14 protein-coding genes are annotated in these 15,405 nt (G+C 72.4%); 2 read left to right on the top strand and 12 right to left on the bottom strand.

What is annotated here, in order from left to right:
* Nucleotides 1–22 precede the first annotated feature (22 nt).
* The 10 genes from CW359_RS05685 to CW359_RS05640 form a co-directional block, all read right to left on the bottom strand.
* The gene (locus CW359_RS05685) at nt 23–1,594 is read right to left on the bottom strand and encodes an ABC transporter ATP-binding protein (protein WP_105968646.1); all 1,572 of its coding nucleotides are present in this window, start codon (nt 1,592–1,594) and stop codon (nt 23–25) included.
* Nucleotides 1,591–2,397 carry an ABC transporter permease gene (locus tag CW359_RS05680; RefSeq protein ID WP_105968645.1) on the bottom strand — a complete coding sequence of 269 codons (807 nt, stop codon included), beginning with the start codon at nt 2,395–2,397 and terminating at the stop codon, nt 1,591–1,593. The genes CW359_RS05685 and CW359_RS05680 overlap by 4 nt, the downstream gene beginning before the upstream one ends.
* A complete protein-coding gene (locus tag CW359_RS05675) occupies nt 2,394–3,347 on the bottom strand; it encodes an ABC transporter permease (protein ID WP_105968644.1) in 954 nt (317 codons plus the stop codon). The genes CW359_RS05680 and CW359_RS05675 overlap by 4 nt, the downstream gene beginning before the upstream one ends.
* Complete coding sequence (locus CW359_RS05670; RefSeq protein WP_105968643.1) at nt 3,344–4,930, bottom strand: ABC transporter substrate-binding protein; 1,587 nt, start codon at nt 4,928–4,930, stop codon at nt 3,344–3,346. The genes CW359_RS05675 and CW359_RS05670 overlap by 4 nt, the downstream gene beginning before the upstream one ends.
* A gap of 41 nt (nt 4,931–4,971) precedes the next feature.
* Nucleotides 4,972–5,763, bottom strand: a complete 792-nt coding sequence (locus CW359_RS05665) for a class I SAM-dependent DNA methyltransferase (protein WP_105968642.1) — start codon at nt 5,761–5,763, stop codon at nt 4,972–4,974.
* Nucleotides 5,764–5,867: 104 nt separating this feature from the next.
* The gene (locus CW359_RS05660; RefSeq protein ID WP_105968641.1) at nt 5,868–7,115 is read right to left on the bottom strand and encodes an MFS transporter; all 1,248 of its coding nucleotides are present in this window, start codon (nt 7,113–7,115) and stop codon (nt 5,868–5,870) included.
* Nucleotides 7,099–8,172, bottom strand: a complete 1,074-nt coding sequence (locus CW359_RS05655; protein ID WP_105968640.1) for a dipeptide epimerase — start codon at nt 8,170–8,172, stop codon at nt 7,099–7,101. The genes CW359_RS05660 and CW359_RS05655 overlap by 17 nt, the downstream gene beginning before the upstream one ends.
* Nucleotides 8,169–9,275, bottom strand: a complete 1,107-nt coding sequence (locus CW359_RS05650) for a PLP-dependent cysteine synthase family protein (protein WP_105968639.1) — start codon at nt 9,273–9,275, stop codon at nt 8,169–8,171. The genes CW359_RS05655 and CW359_RS05650 overlap by 4 nt, the downstream gene beginning before the upstream one ends.
* A complete protein-coding gene (locus tag CW359_RS05645; protein ID WP_232838259.1) occupies nt 9,272–10,093 on the bottom strand; it encodes a Rossmann-like domain-containing protein in 822 nt (273 codons plus the stop codon). The genes CW359_RS05650 and CW359_RS05645 overlap by 4 nt, the downstream gene beginning before the upstream one ends.
* 86 nt (nt 10,094–10,179) lie before the next feature.
* Nucleotides 10,180–11,448, bottom strand: coding sequence for an ATP-grasp domain-containing protein (locus CW359_RS05640; protein WP_198655101.1), 1,269 nt, complete (start codon nt 11,446–11,448; stop codon nt 10,180–10,182).
* Between the two features lie 198 nt (nt 11,449–11,646).
* Between CW359_RS05640 and CW359_RS05635 the strand changes: the two genes are divergently transcribed.
* Nucleotides 11,647–13,170: an alpha/beta hydrolase gene (locus CW359_RS05635; protein WP_105968637.1), complete on the top strand. Its 1,524-nt coding sequence runs from the start codon at nt 11,647–11,649 to the stop codon at nt 13,168–13,170.
* Between the two features lie 157 nt (nt 13,171–13,327).
* On the opposite strand, the gene CW359_RS05630 is transcribed toward CW359_RS05635, so the two are convergent.
* Nucleotides 13,328–14,251, bottom strand: coding sequence for an LLM class F420-dependent oxidoreductase (locus CW359_RS05630; protein ID WP_105968636.1), 924 nt, complete (start codon nt 14,249–14,251; stop codon nt 13,328–13,330).
* 283 nt (nt 14,252–14,534) lie between these two features.
* Between CW359_RS05630 and CW359_RS45775 the strand changes: the two genes are divergently transcribed.
* Nucleotides 14,535–14,705 carry a hypothetical protein gene (locus tag CW359_RS45775; RefSeq protein ID WP_198655100.1) on the top strand — a complete coding sequence of 57 codons (171 nt, stop codon included), beginning with the start codon at nt 14,535–14,537 and terminating at the stop codon, nt 14,703–14,705.
* Nucleotides 14,706–14,869: 164 nt separating this feature from the next.
* Here the strand turns inward: CW359_RS45775 and CW359_RS05625 are convergent, their stop codons facing one another.
* Nucleotides 14,870–15,346, bottom strand: coding sequence for a DUF6099 family protein (locus CW359_RS05625; protein WP_105968635.1), 477 nt, complete (start codon nt 15,344–15,346; stop codon nt 14,870–14,872).
* Nucleotides 15,347–15,405 lie beyond the last annotated feature (59 nt).

Raw genomic sequence — 15,405 nt, 5'->3', positions numbered from 1 at the left:
CCTCACCTCCCTGTCCCCGTCCCTATCTCGTCGTCGCCGCCAGCAGCCGCCTCGTGAACGGGTGCGAGGGCGCGCTCAACACCCTTGCCGCCGTGCCCTGTTCGACCATCTCGCCCGCGTCGAGCACGGCGATCCGGTCGGCGAGCGACGCCGTGTCCAGGTCGTGCGTGATGAGTACGACGGCCAGCTCGCCGCGCTCACGCCGGAGCCCGGCGAGGACGTCGAGGAGAGCACGCCGGGTGACCGTGTCCAGCCCCGAGGTGATCTCGTCGCAGATGAGAACGCGGGGCCGGGCCAGCAACGCCCTGGCGAGTGCGGCGCGTTGGAGTTCGCCGCCGGAGAGCCGCCCCGGGAGGCGGTGGGCCTGCTCCTCGGTGAGCCCCAGCTCGGCAAGGACCGCGAGCGCCTCCGCCGTGGCCGCCGGAGCTTCGGCACCGCGCAGCCGTACGGCCGTACGCGCGACCTGCTCGACGACGGGCCGGTACTCGTCGAAGGCCGCCCTCGCGTCCTGGAACACGTACTGCACGGCGGCCAGTTGCCCCCGGTCCCGGTCGCGCAGGCTGCGCGGAAGGGCGGAGCTGCCGTCGAGAGTCACCCGGCCGTCGTGGTTCCGGTGCAGTCCGGCCAGGCAGCGGGCGAGGGTGGTCTTGCCGCTGCCCGAGCGGCCGACGACGGCCAGGCATTCACCCGCGTGCAGGGCGAGTTGGCGGATGTGGAGGACCTGGGTTCGGTGGTGGCGGGCGGTGAGGTCTTGGAGGTGCAGGACGGGGGCACCGGTCGGGGCGCCACCAGGCTCCTCCCCGCCACTGAACTGTGGCTGCCGGGACAGGAGTTCACGTGTCCACTCATGGCGGGGCGTGAGCCACACGCGTTCGGTCGGGCCCGACTCGACGACCCGGCCCTCCTTCATCACCAGCACCTCGTCGGCCAGGGCACGGACGACGTCGAGGTCGTGGCTGAGCAGGAGCACGGCGATGCCCTGCGCGGCGACCGCCGTCAACTCCTCGACGATGCGGCTCTTGGTCAACGCGTCCTGTCCCGTGGTGGGTTCGTCCGCGACGACGACCCGGGCGCCCAGCAGGAGTGCCTGGGCCAGGACCACCCGCTGCTGCTGACCGCCGGAGAGCTGGTGGGGGTAGCGGCGCAACAGGGCTTGCCCCTGCGGTAGTTGGGCGTCCGCCAGGGCGCACAGCACACGCGCACGGGCCTCGGTTCGGCGTGCCGCCCGGGGCAGGTCCCGTACCCGTTCGCGGGCGATGTCGTAGAGGAGAGCGCCCACGCGGCGGGCGGGGTTGAGGACGGCGGCGGGGTGCTGGGGAACGTATCCGACCGGCCCACCGCCGGGCACGCGCACCTCACCCGACACCCTTGCGCCGGGCGGGTGTTCGCCGAGGAGAGCCAGGCCGGTGGTGGTCTTGCCGCTGCCGGACGCGCCGACGAGGGCGGTCACCCGGCCGGGGAGGAGCCGGAGGTCGACTCCGTCGACGAGGGGCCGCCCGTCGATCTCGACGCGGAGGTTCGAGATCTCGGCGACGGCAGCCCCGTCGGGAACGTCGACGGAGGCGTCGCGGGGAGTGTTGAGGGGGGTGTTCACGGCTGCCGTCCCTTCTCAGCGGTACGCCGGTCCAGTGCCGCGTCGAAGAGCAGGTTGCTGCCCGTCGTCAGCGCGACGATCAGCAGCGCGGGCACGACCACGGCCCAGGGCTGGACGAACAGTCCGGTGCGGTTGCGGTCGACCATGACGGCCCAGTCGGCGGCGTCGGGTGCGACCCCGACGCCGAGGAAGGCGGCCGTGGCCACCAGGTACAGCACGCCGGTGAGCCGGATGCCCGCGTCGGCGGCGAGGGTGCGGAGCATGGCGCGGCCGACATAGCCGACGGCCATGCGCCACCAGGTCTCGCCCTGCATCCGTAGCGCCTCGACGGCCGGACGGGCGGCGGCCTCCGCTGCCGCCGCGCGGACGATCCGGGCCGCGTCGGGGATGTTGGCCAGCGCGACGAGCAGCGCGAGCCCGACCGCGCCCGGCTCGAACACCGAGGCCACGAGCAGGATGAGGAGGAGCGAGGGCACGGCGAGCAGGACGTCCAAGGGCCGCATCAGCAGCTCCTCCAGCCAACTCCGGTGCGTGAGCGCGCTGATGAGGCCGAGCGGCAGCGCCACGAGGTAGGCGAGGACGGTCGCGGCAAGGGCGGTCAGCACCACCGGTCGGCCACCGTGCAGCACCTGCTGCCACACGTCCCGGCCCACGAAGTCGGTGCCGAGCCAGTGCCCGTCCCCGAGCGTGAACGAGACGGCCCGTGGCCCGGGTTCACCCGCGAACAGCGGTCCCAGCAGGGCGAGTACAAGGGGTACGCCGATGACGGCGGCCCCGAGGGCGAACCGCGAGCGGCCCTTCACGCGGCCACCCCCGCCCTCGGCGCGAACCGGTGGGCGACGAGGTCGGCGCCCAGGTTGAGGAGGACGGTGAGCACGCCGAACACCACCGCCAGCCCCTGCACGACCGGCACATCGCGTTCGGCGACGGCGTTCAACAGCACGGTGCCCAGTCCCGGGATCACGAAGAGCGCCTCCACGACGATGACCCCGCACAGCAACCAGTCGACGGTACGGGCGAGTTGCTGCGCCGCCGGGGCGACGGCGTTGGGCAGGGCGTGGGCGTACCGGACGCGGGCGCCCGGGATGCCGTACCGGCGGGCCTGGGCGACGTACGGCGAGTCGAGCGCGTCGACCATGCCCGCGCGGACGAGCCGGGCGAGGGAGCACACCGGCCGGGACAGCAGGACCAGGACGGGCAGGACCAGTGCGGCGGGGTGCCCGAGCAGATCGGTGCCGTAGCCGACGGCGGTGGGCGGCAACCAGCCCAGCCGCAGGGCGAACACGGTCACCAGCAGCACCCCGAGGGCGAACTCCGGTACGGCGTACACGCCGAGGGTGACGGAGCTGACGATCCGGTCCACGGGCCGCCCCTCGTGCCGGGCGGCGAGCACGCCGAGCCCAACTCCCAGGGGAACCAGGAGCGTTACTGTGATCATCGCGAGCAGCAGGGTGGGCCCGAACCCGTCCTCGATGTACGTACTGACCGGCCGCCCAGAGGTCAGCGAGGTCCCGAAGTCCCCGTGTGCGAGGCCCGCCGCCCAGTCCAACAGCCGTTCGTACGCCGGCCGGTCGAGGTGCATGGCCTCGCGGATGGCCGCGATGCGCGCCGGGTCGGGCTGGTCCCCGGCGAGTGCGACGGCCGCGTCGCCCGGCAGCGCCTCGGTGAGCGCGAAGACCAGCAGCACGACGGCCACGGTCTGCGCGCCGCCGAGGAGCAGCCGCCGGGCGACGAAGGAGAGCGGTCCGCTCACGCCAGCCAGACCTTGTCGAACCGCGCCCAGTCGAGCGAGTTGGCGGGCGCCTTGGCCTCAACCCCCTTCACGTTCTTGGCGGTTCCGAGAATCCAGTCGGCGAACCCCCACACCAGGAACCCGCCCTCGGCGTACAGCCTGCGCTGCATCCGCTCGTACACGGCGGTCCGTTCGGTCTTGTCCTTCGTCGACTGGGCCTGCTGGTACAGCGCGTCGAAGTCCTTGTGGTGCCATTTGGTGGCGTTGGTGGTGGAGTCGGTGAGCAGCCGCTGCGAGATGTGGGCCTCGATGGGCATGGCGCCGGAGCGGTAGCAGCAGATCGTGCCGGAGTCGAGGATGTCGCTCCAGTACGAGTCCTTGCTGCCCATCCTGACGTCGATCGTGACGCCCGCCTTCGCCGCCTGGTCGCGGAAGATCCCGGCGGCCTCGGTGAAACCGGCGGCGACGGCGGAGGTGTCGAGCGTGACCTTGAGGTTCTCGGCTCCGGCCTGCTTCAGCAGGGCCTTGGCCCGGTCGAGATCCTGGCTGCGCTGCGGGAGGTCGGCGGCGTAGTACTCGTATCCCTTCCCGAACAGGTCGTTCCCGACGACGCCCGCGCCGGACAGCGCGCCGTCGACGAGTTCCTGCCGGTCGGCGATGAGGAAGAAGGCCTCGCGGACGCGCTTGTCGTCGAAGGGCGCACGGTCGGTCTTCATCGCGAAGCCCTGCATGGCGCTGTTGCGCAGCCGCACGATCTCGATCTGCCCCTTGCCCTCGTGGGCCCGAGCGGTGGTCGGATTGAGTTCGTGGGCGTACTCGACCTGCCCGCCGAGCAGTGCGTTGACGCGCGCGGACTCCTCGTTGGCGACGACGAACTCGATCTCGTCGAGGTGTGGGGCGCCCTCCCAGTAGTCGTCGTAGCGGCGGAAGAGGGCGGAACGGCCGGGCGCGAACGACACGAACCGGAAGGGCCCGGAGCCGACAGGCTTGGTGTCGAAGTCGGTTCCGGTAGCGCCGTCGGGCACGATGTACGCGCCGAACGCGGCCAGGATGTTGGGGAATTCGGCCGTCGGCCGCTTCAGCACGAACTCGATCCCGTGCGTGCCGGTGGCCCGGCTGGCGTCGAGGTCGATGGGCTCCAGTGATGCCTTCGCCCGGAACGCCTGGTCGGGGTCGGCGATGCGCCGGTAGCTGTACAGCACGTCGGCGGCGGTGACCGCCTTGCCGTCATGGAAGGTGGCCGAGCGAAGGGTGACCTGCCAACGGTCCAGGCTCTTGTTGGCCTCCCACTTCTCGGCGAGCCGGGGCTGCGCGGAGAGGTCGGGGCCGTAGTCGGCGAGCTTGTCGTAGAGCGCCTTGGCACGGGCCGCGTCGGCGAACAGGCTGGCCAGATGCGGGTCGAGGGTCTCACTGGCGCCCCCACCGGCGAAGGCGGCCCGCAGCCGCCCACCCCGTCTGGGCGTACCGCCGCCGGAGCCGCTGTCGTCGGAGCTGTCGTCCGTGGAGCCGTCACCGCAGCCCGCGAGACCGAGCACACCGAGGGCGGCGGCACCACCGACGGCGGTGAGGAAGCCGCGTCGGCGCAGGGCAGGGAAGTCGTACATGGGAGTCCTTCGGGGTGTGAGGAGAGAAGCAGTGGTGGGTGTCAGTTCCGTCGGCGGGCGACGAGGTGCAGCCGATCCGCGTCGGCGCCCGCGCCAGCGCCGGGCAACTCGCCCTCCCGCCAGGGGGGTTCGGTACGCGGTCCCGGACCGTCGTGCAGTTCGAGTACTTCGAAGCCGTGCGCGGCGAGGAGGTACCGAAGCTCCTGCGGGAACAACAGCCGCCAGGCGGAACGCTGTTGGAGGGGCGGGGAGCCGTCGTCGGCGGTCCAGTTCCTTACCCGGCGCAGGAGTTGGGCGGTCCGGTCGACGGTGAGGGTGGTGACGGACCGATAGGCGGTGCCCTGCCAGGTGAACCCTCCGACGACCGGGGTGTCGAGCAGATCGGTACGGCCGAGGAAGTAGCCCCCGTTGCGCATCTCGGCGACGAGGAGCCCACCGGGGGCGAGGGCGCGTCGGCAGGAGCCGAGGAACCCGTCGAGCTGGTCGTTGGTGTGGCAGTAGAGCAGCGCGCTGTCGAGACAGACGACGGCATCGAAGACACCGGCGCCCAGCTCGAACCCGGTGAGATCGGCACCCACGTACTCGGGCCCCGGATGCGTCACGCGGGCGTACCCGAGCATCGCCTCGGAGAGATCGGCCCCGGTGACGACCCGCCCGGACCGCTGCAGAAACTCGGCGTCACGCCCAGTACCGCACCCGATGTCGAGCACCCGCGGCCCGCTGCCGTACCGGCGCAGACAGTCCTCGGCCCAGCGCCCGGCGAGCCGATCGGGGTCGGGGAAGCGGGCCTCGTACAGCTCGGGGTTGTCGGTGAGCAGGTTGCGGCTGTTCACAGGCACGATTCCGGCTTGGCTGTTCACAGAGGTTTCCTCGGGACGGGGGTTCACAGGGGCTTCCCCGGGACGAGGGTTCACAGGGGCTTCCCCGGGACGGGTGTTCACACCGCGCTCCTCTCCCCCACCGGGACCGCGCTCCCCGGCAGCGCCCCCAGCCGGTGCAGCCAGGCGACTCCGGCCGCCGATGCGAGGCCGAAGACCGCGCAGCATGCCCACGGGAGCCACTCGGTGCCGGACCGATCGCCGGTGTCCATGGCCCAGCCGACGACCGTGTTGCCGACGGCGGCGGCGATGCCGGAGACGACGTAGAAGATGCCGAAGTAGGTGCCCGTCAGTTCGGGGCGGCCGAAGCCGGGGATCAGTTCCATCACGAACGGCGAGGCGATCATCACGCCGAGGTAGAGGATCAGCGCGCCCAGCAGGACGGGCACGACCGCCGGCCACGAGGTGCCGCCCGCCCCCGCCACCAGCATCGGTGGGACGAATGCCAGGCCCATCAGTGCCAGTCCCGCCGAGATCCAACGTGCCCTCACTCCACGGGACTTGAGGGAGTGGGTGATCCGGAGCTGGAGGGCGAGGTTGGCCAGGGTGCCGACGACGAAGACGAGGCCGGCCGCTCCGTCCCAGCCGGTGGCGCGGCGGGCTCCGTCGGGGAGGAGGAGGTAGAGCTGGTTCTCCAGGGTGAACATGCCGACCATGGCCAGCGCGAACGCCACGAAGGCACGGTTGCCCACCACCTCACGCCAGTCCGCGAGGACGCCGCTCTTCGCGGGTTCGACCTCGCGCGCCGGCAGGACCAGGGCCTGGGCGACCGTGAGGACCGCGAAGATGCCGGCGGCGGTGAGCGCCGATGCCCGGAAGTCGACCAGGAGGAGTGCGCTGCCGAGCAGCGGGCCGATCAACGCCCCTGTCGTGGCGAACACGTTGAACAGTGCGAACGCCTCCGCCTTGCGGTCCCCGGACTCCTGTGAGAGGTAGGCGCGCACGGCGGGGTTGAACAGCGCCCCGGCCAGCCCGCTCAACACCGACGCGGCCAGCAGTACCGGCAGTCCGTCGCCGAGCGCGAACAGGCCGAACCCGACCGTCCGCAGCGCGCATCCGGCGATGATCACCCCGCGTGCGCCGAGCCGGTCGGCGGCGGAGCCGCCGATGATGAACAGGCCCTGCTGGCTGAGGTTCCGCACGCCCAGGACGATGCCTACGACGGCCGCCGACATGCCCAGGTCCTCGCCGAGGTGGGTCGCGAGGTAGGGGATGAGGAGGTAGAAGCCGGTGTTGACGCCGAGTTGGTTGACGAGGAGCAGTTGGACGGCGACCGGGAAGCGTCGCATCTCACGCCACGTCTTCATGCCCGACCTCCTCCGATCGCCGTCGCCGCTCCTCAACGCCTAGACCGGGCCTGCCACTTGTGCGTACGACGCCGTCCGCGCCGCCGATTCCGGACCACGGGTCCCTGGCCAGCAGCAGGTGGCCGTCGAGGTCGGTCCAGCGGGCGCGGTCCGCGAGGTGGACGGCGGGGGCGATGCCGAGGGTGCTGGCGGTGAGGCAGCCGAGCATCAACTCCGTGCCGCTGCCCGCGAGTAGCCCGGCGATACGCAGGGCCGCGTGCACGCCGCCGCACTTGGCGAGCTTGACGTTGATGCCGTGCACGCGTCCGGCGAGGCGGCGCGCGTCCGCCAGATCGACCGCGTCCTCGTCGGCGATGAGGGGCACCGGCGACCACTCGGCCAGGTTCCCGAAGGCCTCCGGATCGCCGGGGGCGACGGGCTGTTCCACCGCCTCGACGCCGAGTTCGGCGAACCGGGGCAGCAACTCCCTTGCCTGGGCGGTGCTCCAGGCCCCGTTGGGGTCGAGGAGCAGCCGTACGGCGGGAGCGGCGGCGCGGATGGCGCGCACGCGTTCGATGTCGTCCTCCGGGTCCGGGGTGCCCGCCTTGACCTTGACGATCCGGAAGCCGCGCGCCGCCAACCGCCGGGCCTCGGCGGCGGCTTGGTGTGCCGACGTGATGCCGATCGTCCGGGCGGTCGCGGCGACGGGCGTGGCCGACGTCCCCAGCAGCCGGTGCACGGGCACCCCGGCGCGCTTGCCCACGAGGTCGAGCAGCGCGGACTCGACGGCGGCGGTGACGGCGGCGGGCGTGTCGTCGCCGGGCGCCGACTTCCCTTCCCGTAGGGCCTCCAGGGCCTGTTCGGGGGTGGTGAACCGGCTCAACCGCACCTCGCCGAAGTGCCGTTGGAGGGTGGCGGCGTCGAGGCCGTAGTACACGCTGGTCACCGCCTCGCCGTGGCCGCGCAGGCCCTCGTGCTCGACGGTGAGCCATACGGCGTCGCGGGCGGCCATGGTGGAGCGGGAGATGCGCAATGGCTCGGTGAGTTCGAGGCGGACGGTGCGCAGGCTGGCCTTCACTGGTTCCTTTCCTGCGGGGCTAGCGGGTCGGTGACGCGGGCGCAGCGCACCCAGCCGGTGGCCTCGGCGGCACGGGGGTGCGGTATCTCGACCGGGCGGGTCGCCGCCGCGCCGGGGTCGAGGCCGTGGGCGAGGGCGAAGTCGTCGTCGTAGACGGTGCCGAGATAGCGGTGCGGGCCGTCGGGGAAGACGGTGGCGACGACGGCTCCGGGGTGGACGCGGGCCGCCCAGGCGGCGACGCGGGCGACGGCGCCGGTGCTCCAGCCGCCGCTGACGAAGCTCTCGCGGGCGAGCCTGCGGCAGCTGTCCACGGCCTCGGCGGGGCCGACCCAGTGGACCTCGTCGAAGGCGGAGTAGGCGACGTTGCGCGGGTGGATGCTGCTGCCGAGGCCGCGCATCAGCCGGGGCCGGGCGGGCTGACCGAAGATGGTGGAGCCGGTCGCGTCGACCCCGATGAGCCGCAGGGCGGGCCAGCGTCGGCGCAGGGGTCCGGTGATCCCGGCGCTGTGTCCGCCGGTGCCGACGCTGCACACGAGCACGTCCAAGTGGTCGAGCTGTGCGGTCAGTTCGGCGGCCAGGGAGGCGTAGCCGGCGATGTTGTCGGGGTTGTTGTACTGGTCGGGCCAGTAGGCGCCGGGCAGCGCTGCGAGGAGTTCGCGGAGACGGGTGAGACGGGCCGCCTGCCAGCCGCCCTGGGCTGCGGGCCGGTCGACTATCTCCAGCCGTACTCCGTGCGAGCGCAGCAACTGCCGCATGGACGGCTCCAGTTCGCTGTCGCCAACCAGGACGACAGGGTGCCCGAGGGCCTGCCCGGCGAAGGCGAGGCCGACGCCGAGGGTGCCGGAGGTGGACTCCACCACCGGTGCGCCCGGGTGCAGTTCGTTCCGTTCGCGGGCGCCGAGCAGCATGGAGACGGCGGCACGTGCCTTCATGCCGCCCGCGCCGAGCCCTTCGAGCTTGGCCCAGAACCCCGGGTGCGGGCCCGGGAGTTCGGCGGTGATCCGGGCCAGCGGGGTGCGGCCGAGCAGCGCCAGCAACTCGTGCCGGGCGGTGGGGGCGGACCGTACGGCGGGTGCCGTCGGCGTGGTGGTGATCGCGGTCATCGGGCGCCGCCCTCGTGCGCGCCGCCGTAGCAGTGGATGGCGCCGGGACCGCCGTCGAGCCAGAAGAAGGGGTACGGCTCGGCGCAGACCGCGCTCACGCCGTGCCCGAGGAAGCGGGGCAGGATGGCGCTGCCGGTCTGGGCGAACATCACCAACTGCCGTTCGTGCGTGAGCGCATGGCGTCGCAGCGGCTCGAAGGTCCCGTTGCCGAGGGTCATCCCGGAGGCGAGTACGGCGTCGCAGCGTCCGCTCTCCACCTCGGCGAGGGCGTCCGTCGCCACCGGCTCGCCCCACTCCGTCGTACCGCCCTTGAGATCGCACGGCACGTATCGGAGTCCGCGTGAACGCAGCGCCTCCAGGAGGGAGTTGACGACTCCGACGACCAGTACCGTGGCCCCGGCCGGCAGGTCGAGCAGTTCCACGACGGTCCTCGCCCGGGCCTGTGACTTCGCCAGCGAGGAGCCCGCCGGGAGCCGTACCGTCCGGGCGCCGTGCTCCGGGGTGTGCGGGGTGAGGTGCATGAGGTAGGCGTCGAGGGCGGCCACGCGCACGGCGAGCAGGGGGTGTTGGAGGAGGTCGGCGATGCCGGCCCCGACGCAGTCGTCGATGGCGCCGTCCGGCAGCTCCCCGGGTTCAACGGCGCACGACCCGACGGCCGCGCCCAGTCGCAGGCTGAGCACCTCGTTGCGGTAGCCGCTGCCCCGCCCGTCGTGCCGGACCGCCTGCCGGGTCGAGAAGGCCACGGCGATGCGTTCCGTGCGTGGATCGGGGCCGAGTTCACCAGCGAGGGCGCGGGCGGCGAGTTCCTCGTAGTCCACCTCGCGGGCCGACTCGTGGGCCGCCTCGTGGGCCGACTCGTGGGCCGACTCGTGGGTCGGCGCGGGCGTACGCAGTCCTGCCTTCATCACCGGATCACCAGTCCGGCCCGCAGCTCGTCCAGCAGAGCGGCCGTGCGGTCGCGCGCGCCGAGGCCGTCCGGGTCGGCCGCCATGACATGGCCCAGATATTCGTTGTTGCTGCCCGCCGCCTTGACGGTGGTTCCCGGCTCGGCGAGCTGCACCTCCAACACGCCTTCCTGCGAGCGGAGTTGGTCGGTGTCGGGCAGCGACTCCAGTGTCTCCAAGGTGCCTTCGGCCTCCGGGACGAGGAAGCCGATGGCCGCGCTGCGCAGACCGGTGTCCGTGCGCCGCAGGTCGGGTGCGTTGCCGAGGGAGACGTCCACGAAGGCGGCGGCGAGGTCGATTCCGGTGACATGGCGGACGAGTTCGGTGATGCGGTTGCCGGCCGGACGGGGGTTCACCTCGACGACCCGCGGCCCGGCGGAGGTCAGCTTGATCTCCGTGTGCGCCACGACTCCGTCCACCAGGCCGAGGGCCTTCAGGGCGGCCAGCGCGGTCTGTTCGGCGGCCTCGGTGTCGGCGGCGGAGAGGGCCGCCGGGAACATGTGGCCGGTCTCGATGAAGGCGGGCGCTCCGCCGATGCTCTTGTCGGTCACCCCGACCACCTGGACCGCACCCGCGTACGACACCGTCTCGACGCTCACCTCGGGCCCGTCTAGCAGCTCTTCGAGGAGTACGACGGGTGGCCGCCGCTGTCCGCGCGCGTTCACCGGGAACGCGTTCAACGCCCGGCAGGCCTCGGCGAGTTGGGTCTCGTCGTCGACGCGGCGGACGTACATCCCGGCGCACAGGTCGACCGGCTTGACGACAAGCGGATAGCCGATGTCCGCCGCCTCGCGCACGATGTCGGCCCACTCCTCGCACACGGCGAAGCGCGGCCCGGGGACTCCGGCGTCCGCCAGTACGCGCCGGGTGGCGTCCTTGCGGCAGGCGTTCTCCACGGCCTCGGGGCCGGAGCCCGGCAGCCCGAGGTGCCCGGCGATGCGGGCGACCGTGGGGAGGTAGTAGTCGCATGAGGTGACGACCCCGTCGAAGCCGAGCACGCCGTGCAACCGCTCGACGTACGGCAGGAGTTCGTCGAGGTCGTTGGTGTCGGCGGTGAGCACGTTGCGGGCGCCGAGCAGTGGGTGCGCGGCTCCCTCGGGTGCGCCGCGCAGGTAGTGGTGCAGGTCTCGGGTGAGGAAGGTGAACTCGTGCCCGCTCTCCCGGATCGCCCGTGGCAGCAGCCTGCTCATCGATCCGACCCAGCTCTCGACCACCAGCAAATGAGCCACAACTCCCCTTTCCAACCCGGCGGTTGAGGCCGTCGGGGCAGCGCGAAGGCACCCCCGTCGGGGAGGGCTCCGGACTTGACCGTGGACACGTTATCGATAATCGTTTTCATTGTCATCCGATGACCCGATCGTTGCCGTTGCCGAGCTACCGCTTCTGCCGCTGCCGCTGCCGCTGCCGCTGCTGAGATTGCGAGACCCGTGACCCATCCCCCACGACGCACACGCCGTACGGCCCTGCTGTGCGCCCTCCTGACCAGCGCCGCGACCTTCCTCCCCACCCCCACAGCCCAGGCGACGGCCACTCCCACCACCATCCGCTTCGGCGCCTGCCCCGACTCCGTACCGAGACCGACGGCGCCAGAGACAGTCGAGTGCGGCCGGCTCGACGTACCGCTGAACTGGGACGATCCGGCGGCGGACAGCCCACGCCTGCGGCTGGCCGTCTCCCGGGTCCGGGCCTCCGGAACGGCCGCCGAGCGGCGCGGCATCCTGCTGGTGAACCCGGGCGGGCCGGGCGGCTCCGGGCTGCCGTACGCCGTCACTAAGCGGGCCAAGCTGCCCGAGAGCGTGCGGCGGGCGTACGACGTGATCGGCTTCGATCCCCGTGGCACCGGCCTGAGTTCACCCGTCGGCTGCGGTCCTATGGGCGGCCTGTTCGACGGTGACCGGCCGGGCGCGGACCCCGTACCGGCGGGCCCCCGGGCCGAGTTGACGTACCTCCGCTCGCTGCGCGCCCTCGCCGACGACTGCGCGGCGGGCGTCGGCGGCGAGGCGCTGCCGTACATGTCGACGGAGCAGACGGCGCGGGACATGGACGCGATCCGTGCCGCCCTCGGCGAGCGCCGGACGAGCTTTCTCGGTGTCTCGTACGGGAGTTATCTGGGCGCCGCCTACGCGGCCCAATTCCCTCACCGGGTAGGGAAGATGGTGCTGGACAGTGTCGTCGGGCCGTGGGACTGGTACGACTTCGACGTCGTCCAGAGCCGGGCGCTGCTGCGCCAGCGCGACACCTTCTTCGACTGGACGGCACGGCACCCGGACCGCTTCGGCCTCGGCGGCGACGCAGCGGCCGTACGCGAGGCGTATCTGCGGGTGCGGGACGGGCTTCGCGAGCGGCCCGTGGACGGGTTCGGCGCGGCGGGCTTCGACCGGGCCGTCTACCGCGCCCTCGGCCGCACCGAACGCTGGGCGGGCCTGGCCGACGGACTGCGTACGTATCTGCGGGACGGCACGCCGGGCACGCTGCGCCCCGCGACTCCCCTCGACGCGCCGGACTCACGCACCTTCGAGGCCGCGAACCGCACCGTGAAGTGCGCCGACGGGCCCGGCCCGACGCCCGCACGAGTCCTGGCCGACCTCCGCCGCACGCGCCGCCTGGACCCCCAGCCGGTGCTGACCGGCATGGAGGCGTCGGCGTGCGCCTTCTGGCACCACCGGCCCGCCCGTCGCACGCCCCTGGGCAGCCCCGCCGCCCCGCCCGTCCTGCTGATCGCCTCGGCCCACGACCCGGTGACCCCGATCGAGGGCGCCCGCGAGCTGCGCCGACTGCTGCCCGGCTCCCGCCTGGTCACCCTCGACGACGACTACTCCCACGGCGTGTTCGCGAGCCGGGGCAACGCGTGCGTGGACTCGACGGCCGCCGCCTACCTGGTCGACGGGCGGGTGCCGGCGACGGATGTGCGGTGCGCGGGGCCGGGGCTGCCGGTGGTGACCGGTCCGTAGCCCGACACCGGCGCACCGGGCATCCGCCGCCGACACCCGCGGATGTGCGGGCGTACAGGTGTACGGGTCCGCAGGTGTACGGGAGTACCGGTCCCCCGTCCGGTCCAGCCAGGCCAGCCCGGCTCGGCCCAGCCCAGCCAGGTCAGGTCAGGTCAGGTCAGGTCAGCTGTGTCTGCACCTGGGAGGAGATCAGCTCCAGGTGGTCCAGGTCGTCGAGGTCGAGGATCTGGAGGTAGATCCGCTGGGAGCCGATCTCCGCGAAACGGCCGATCCGGTCGACGACCTCGGCCGGGGAGCCCGCCAGGCCGTTGGCCTTCAGTTCGTCGACCTCGCGGCCGATCGCTGCGGCGCGGCGGGCCAGTTCCTGGTCGTCCTTGCCGACGCAGGCCACGAGCGCGTTCGAGTACGTGAGGTCGTCGGCCTTGCGGCCCGCCTGCTCGGCCGCCGCGCGCACCCGGCCGAACTGGCGCTCGCTGTCCTCGATCGAGGCGAACGGCATGTTGAACTCGTCGGCGTACTGCGCGGTCAGCCGCGGGGTACGGGTCGCGCCGTGGCCGCCGATGAGTACAGGGATCTTGTCCTGCGCGGGCTTGGGGAGGGCCGGCGAGTCGGTGAGGTCGTAGTGCGTGCCGTGGTGGCTGAAGGTCTCGCCTGGCTTGGTGCCCCACAGGCCGGTGACGATCGCCAGCTGCTCTTCGAGGCGGCCGAACTTCTCCTTCGGGAAGGGGATGCCGTACGCCTTGTGCTCCTGCTCGAACCAGCCCGCGCCCAGGCCGAGTTCGACCCGGCCGCCGGACATCTGGTCGACCTGCGCGACCTGGATCGCGAGGACGCCGGGGAGGCGGAAGGTGGCGGCGGTCATCAGGGTGCCGAGGCGGATGCGCTTGGTCTCACGGGCGAGCCCGGCCAGCGTGATCCAGGCGTCGGTGGGGCCGGGGAGGCCGTCCACGTCGCCCATGTGGAGGTAGTGGTCCGAGCGGAAGAAGGCGTCGAAGCCGAGATCCTCGGTGGCCTTCGCCACGGCGAGGAGGGTGTCGTAGGTCGCGCCCTGCTGGGGTTCGGTGAAGATGCGAAGATCCATGGTTCCATCCTGCACGGTCGAACACCGGTCAACCCCACCGGTCAACCTCACCGGTGTGCCCCGCCCCACACCTCCCCGGTCGGGTGAAAAACCGTCAACCGTGTGTGAGGTGCGGCTCCGTACCAGTGACCCGCTCCGGCGATGATCGTTGGCTCGGTCGGTGCCGGCCCGACCGGCGCCCGCGCCGGTAGCTGCCGGGCAGCCGGTTCGATTGTCGGCTCGCCCGTTTCCGGGGCGCACCCGCGTCGGCCCCTTCGGGGGCCAGGGGCCGAGGAGGCCGTCATTGTCCGAAGAAGTCGTGCCGCAGCAGGCGGGGCCCGCACAGCCGAAGGGGCTGCTGCAGCAGATGGAGGAGCTGATGGCGGCGTTGAACGCGGACTTGTCCGCGCTGGACGCCGATCTTCAGTCGGCGGGGGCTTCTACGGCGCCTGCCGAGGAGGGTGAAGCCGGCTGAGGTCGGCTGAGGCGGGCCTCTGCCGGGGGCTGCCGCCCCTGGACCTCCGCTTCGGTCCGAACGGCCTCGTCCTCGACCGCCGGACGGCCTGAGACGCCCGGGCCGAGCTGAAAGGCTCGGCCCCCTTGCCCGGCCTCCGGCCTCGTACGTCGCCCTCCCCGCCCCTACCCGGCGACCCGCTCCGCCCCTCCCCCCGCCGCCTCCCGCGCGGCCAGCTTCCGGAGCATCTCCAGCACCCTGTCCCGGGACTCGTCGGCCGCGTCGATCGACTCCATGCACTGCCAGTACGTCGTCTCCTCGCGGGCCGCGCTCGCGATGCCGACGAGGGCTATGCCCGCCTCGCCGAGGAGGTTGCCGAGGCAGAGGAGTGCCTGGCGGGCGTCGCCCAGTTCGGTCAGCTGGGCCGCGCGCAACTCGCCGTCGGCCAGGCGTGGTTCGTCCAGTACGCCGCAGCCCCGGCCCGCCAGTTCCGTCAACCCCAGCGCCTCGCCCCGCAGTTCGGGTGGTCCGGTGACCGCGAGGCGGCTGCCTATCGCCTGGGCGAGGGCCTGGGCCTGCCACACCTCCGTCAGGGTCTCCGGCACACCCTCGCTGCCCGCGAGGGCACGTCTGCTCGTCAGGATGAGCCGCACCGCGTCCATGCGCTGCCCCCGTCTTCCCGAAACACCACCATCAGCCACTACCCAGAGTGAAGTGCCGT

It is taken from the genome of Streptomyces geranii (assembly GCF_002954775.1).
In the GTDB taxonomy this organism is placed as follows: Bacteria; Actinomycetota; Actinomycetes; order Streptomycetales; family Streptomycetaceae; genus Streptomyces; species Streptomyces geranii.
The sequence above is the reverse complement of the archived record's forward strand: the minus strand, read 5'-3'. Positions and strand labels throughout refer to the sequence as shown.

What these genes read in the sequence shown, in the direction of transcription:
- CW359_RS05650 (WP_105968639.1), bottom strand. Translation starts at nt 9,275, where the DNA reads ATGACCGCGATCACCACCACGCCGACGGCACCCGCCGTACGGTCCGCC.
- CW359_RS05660 (WP_105968641.1), bottom strand. Translation starts at nt 7,115, where the DNA reads ATGAAGACGTGGCGTGAGATGCGACGCTTCCCGGTCGCCGTCCAACTG.
- CW359_RS05670 (WP_105968643.1), bottom strand. Translation starts at nt 4,930, where the DNA reads ATGTACGACTTCCCTGCCCTGCGCCGACGCGGCTTCCTCACCGCCGTC.
- CW359_RS05630 (WP_105968636.1), bottom strand. Translation starts at nt 14,251, where the DNA reads ATGGATCTTCGCATCTTCACCGAACCCCAGCAGGGCGCGACCTACGAC.
- CW359_RS05625 (WP_105968635.1), bottom strand. Translation starts at nt 15,346, where the DNA reads ATGGACGCGGTGCGGCTCATCCTGACGAGCAGACGTGCCCTCGCGGGC.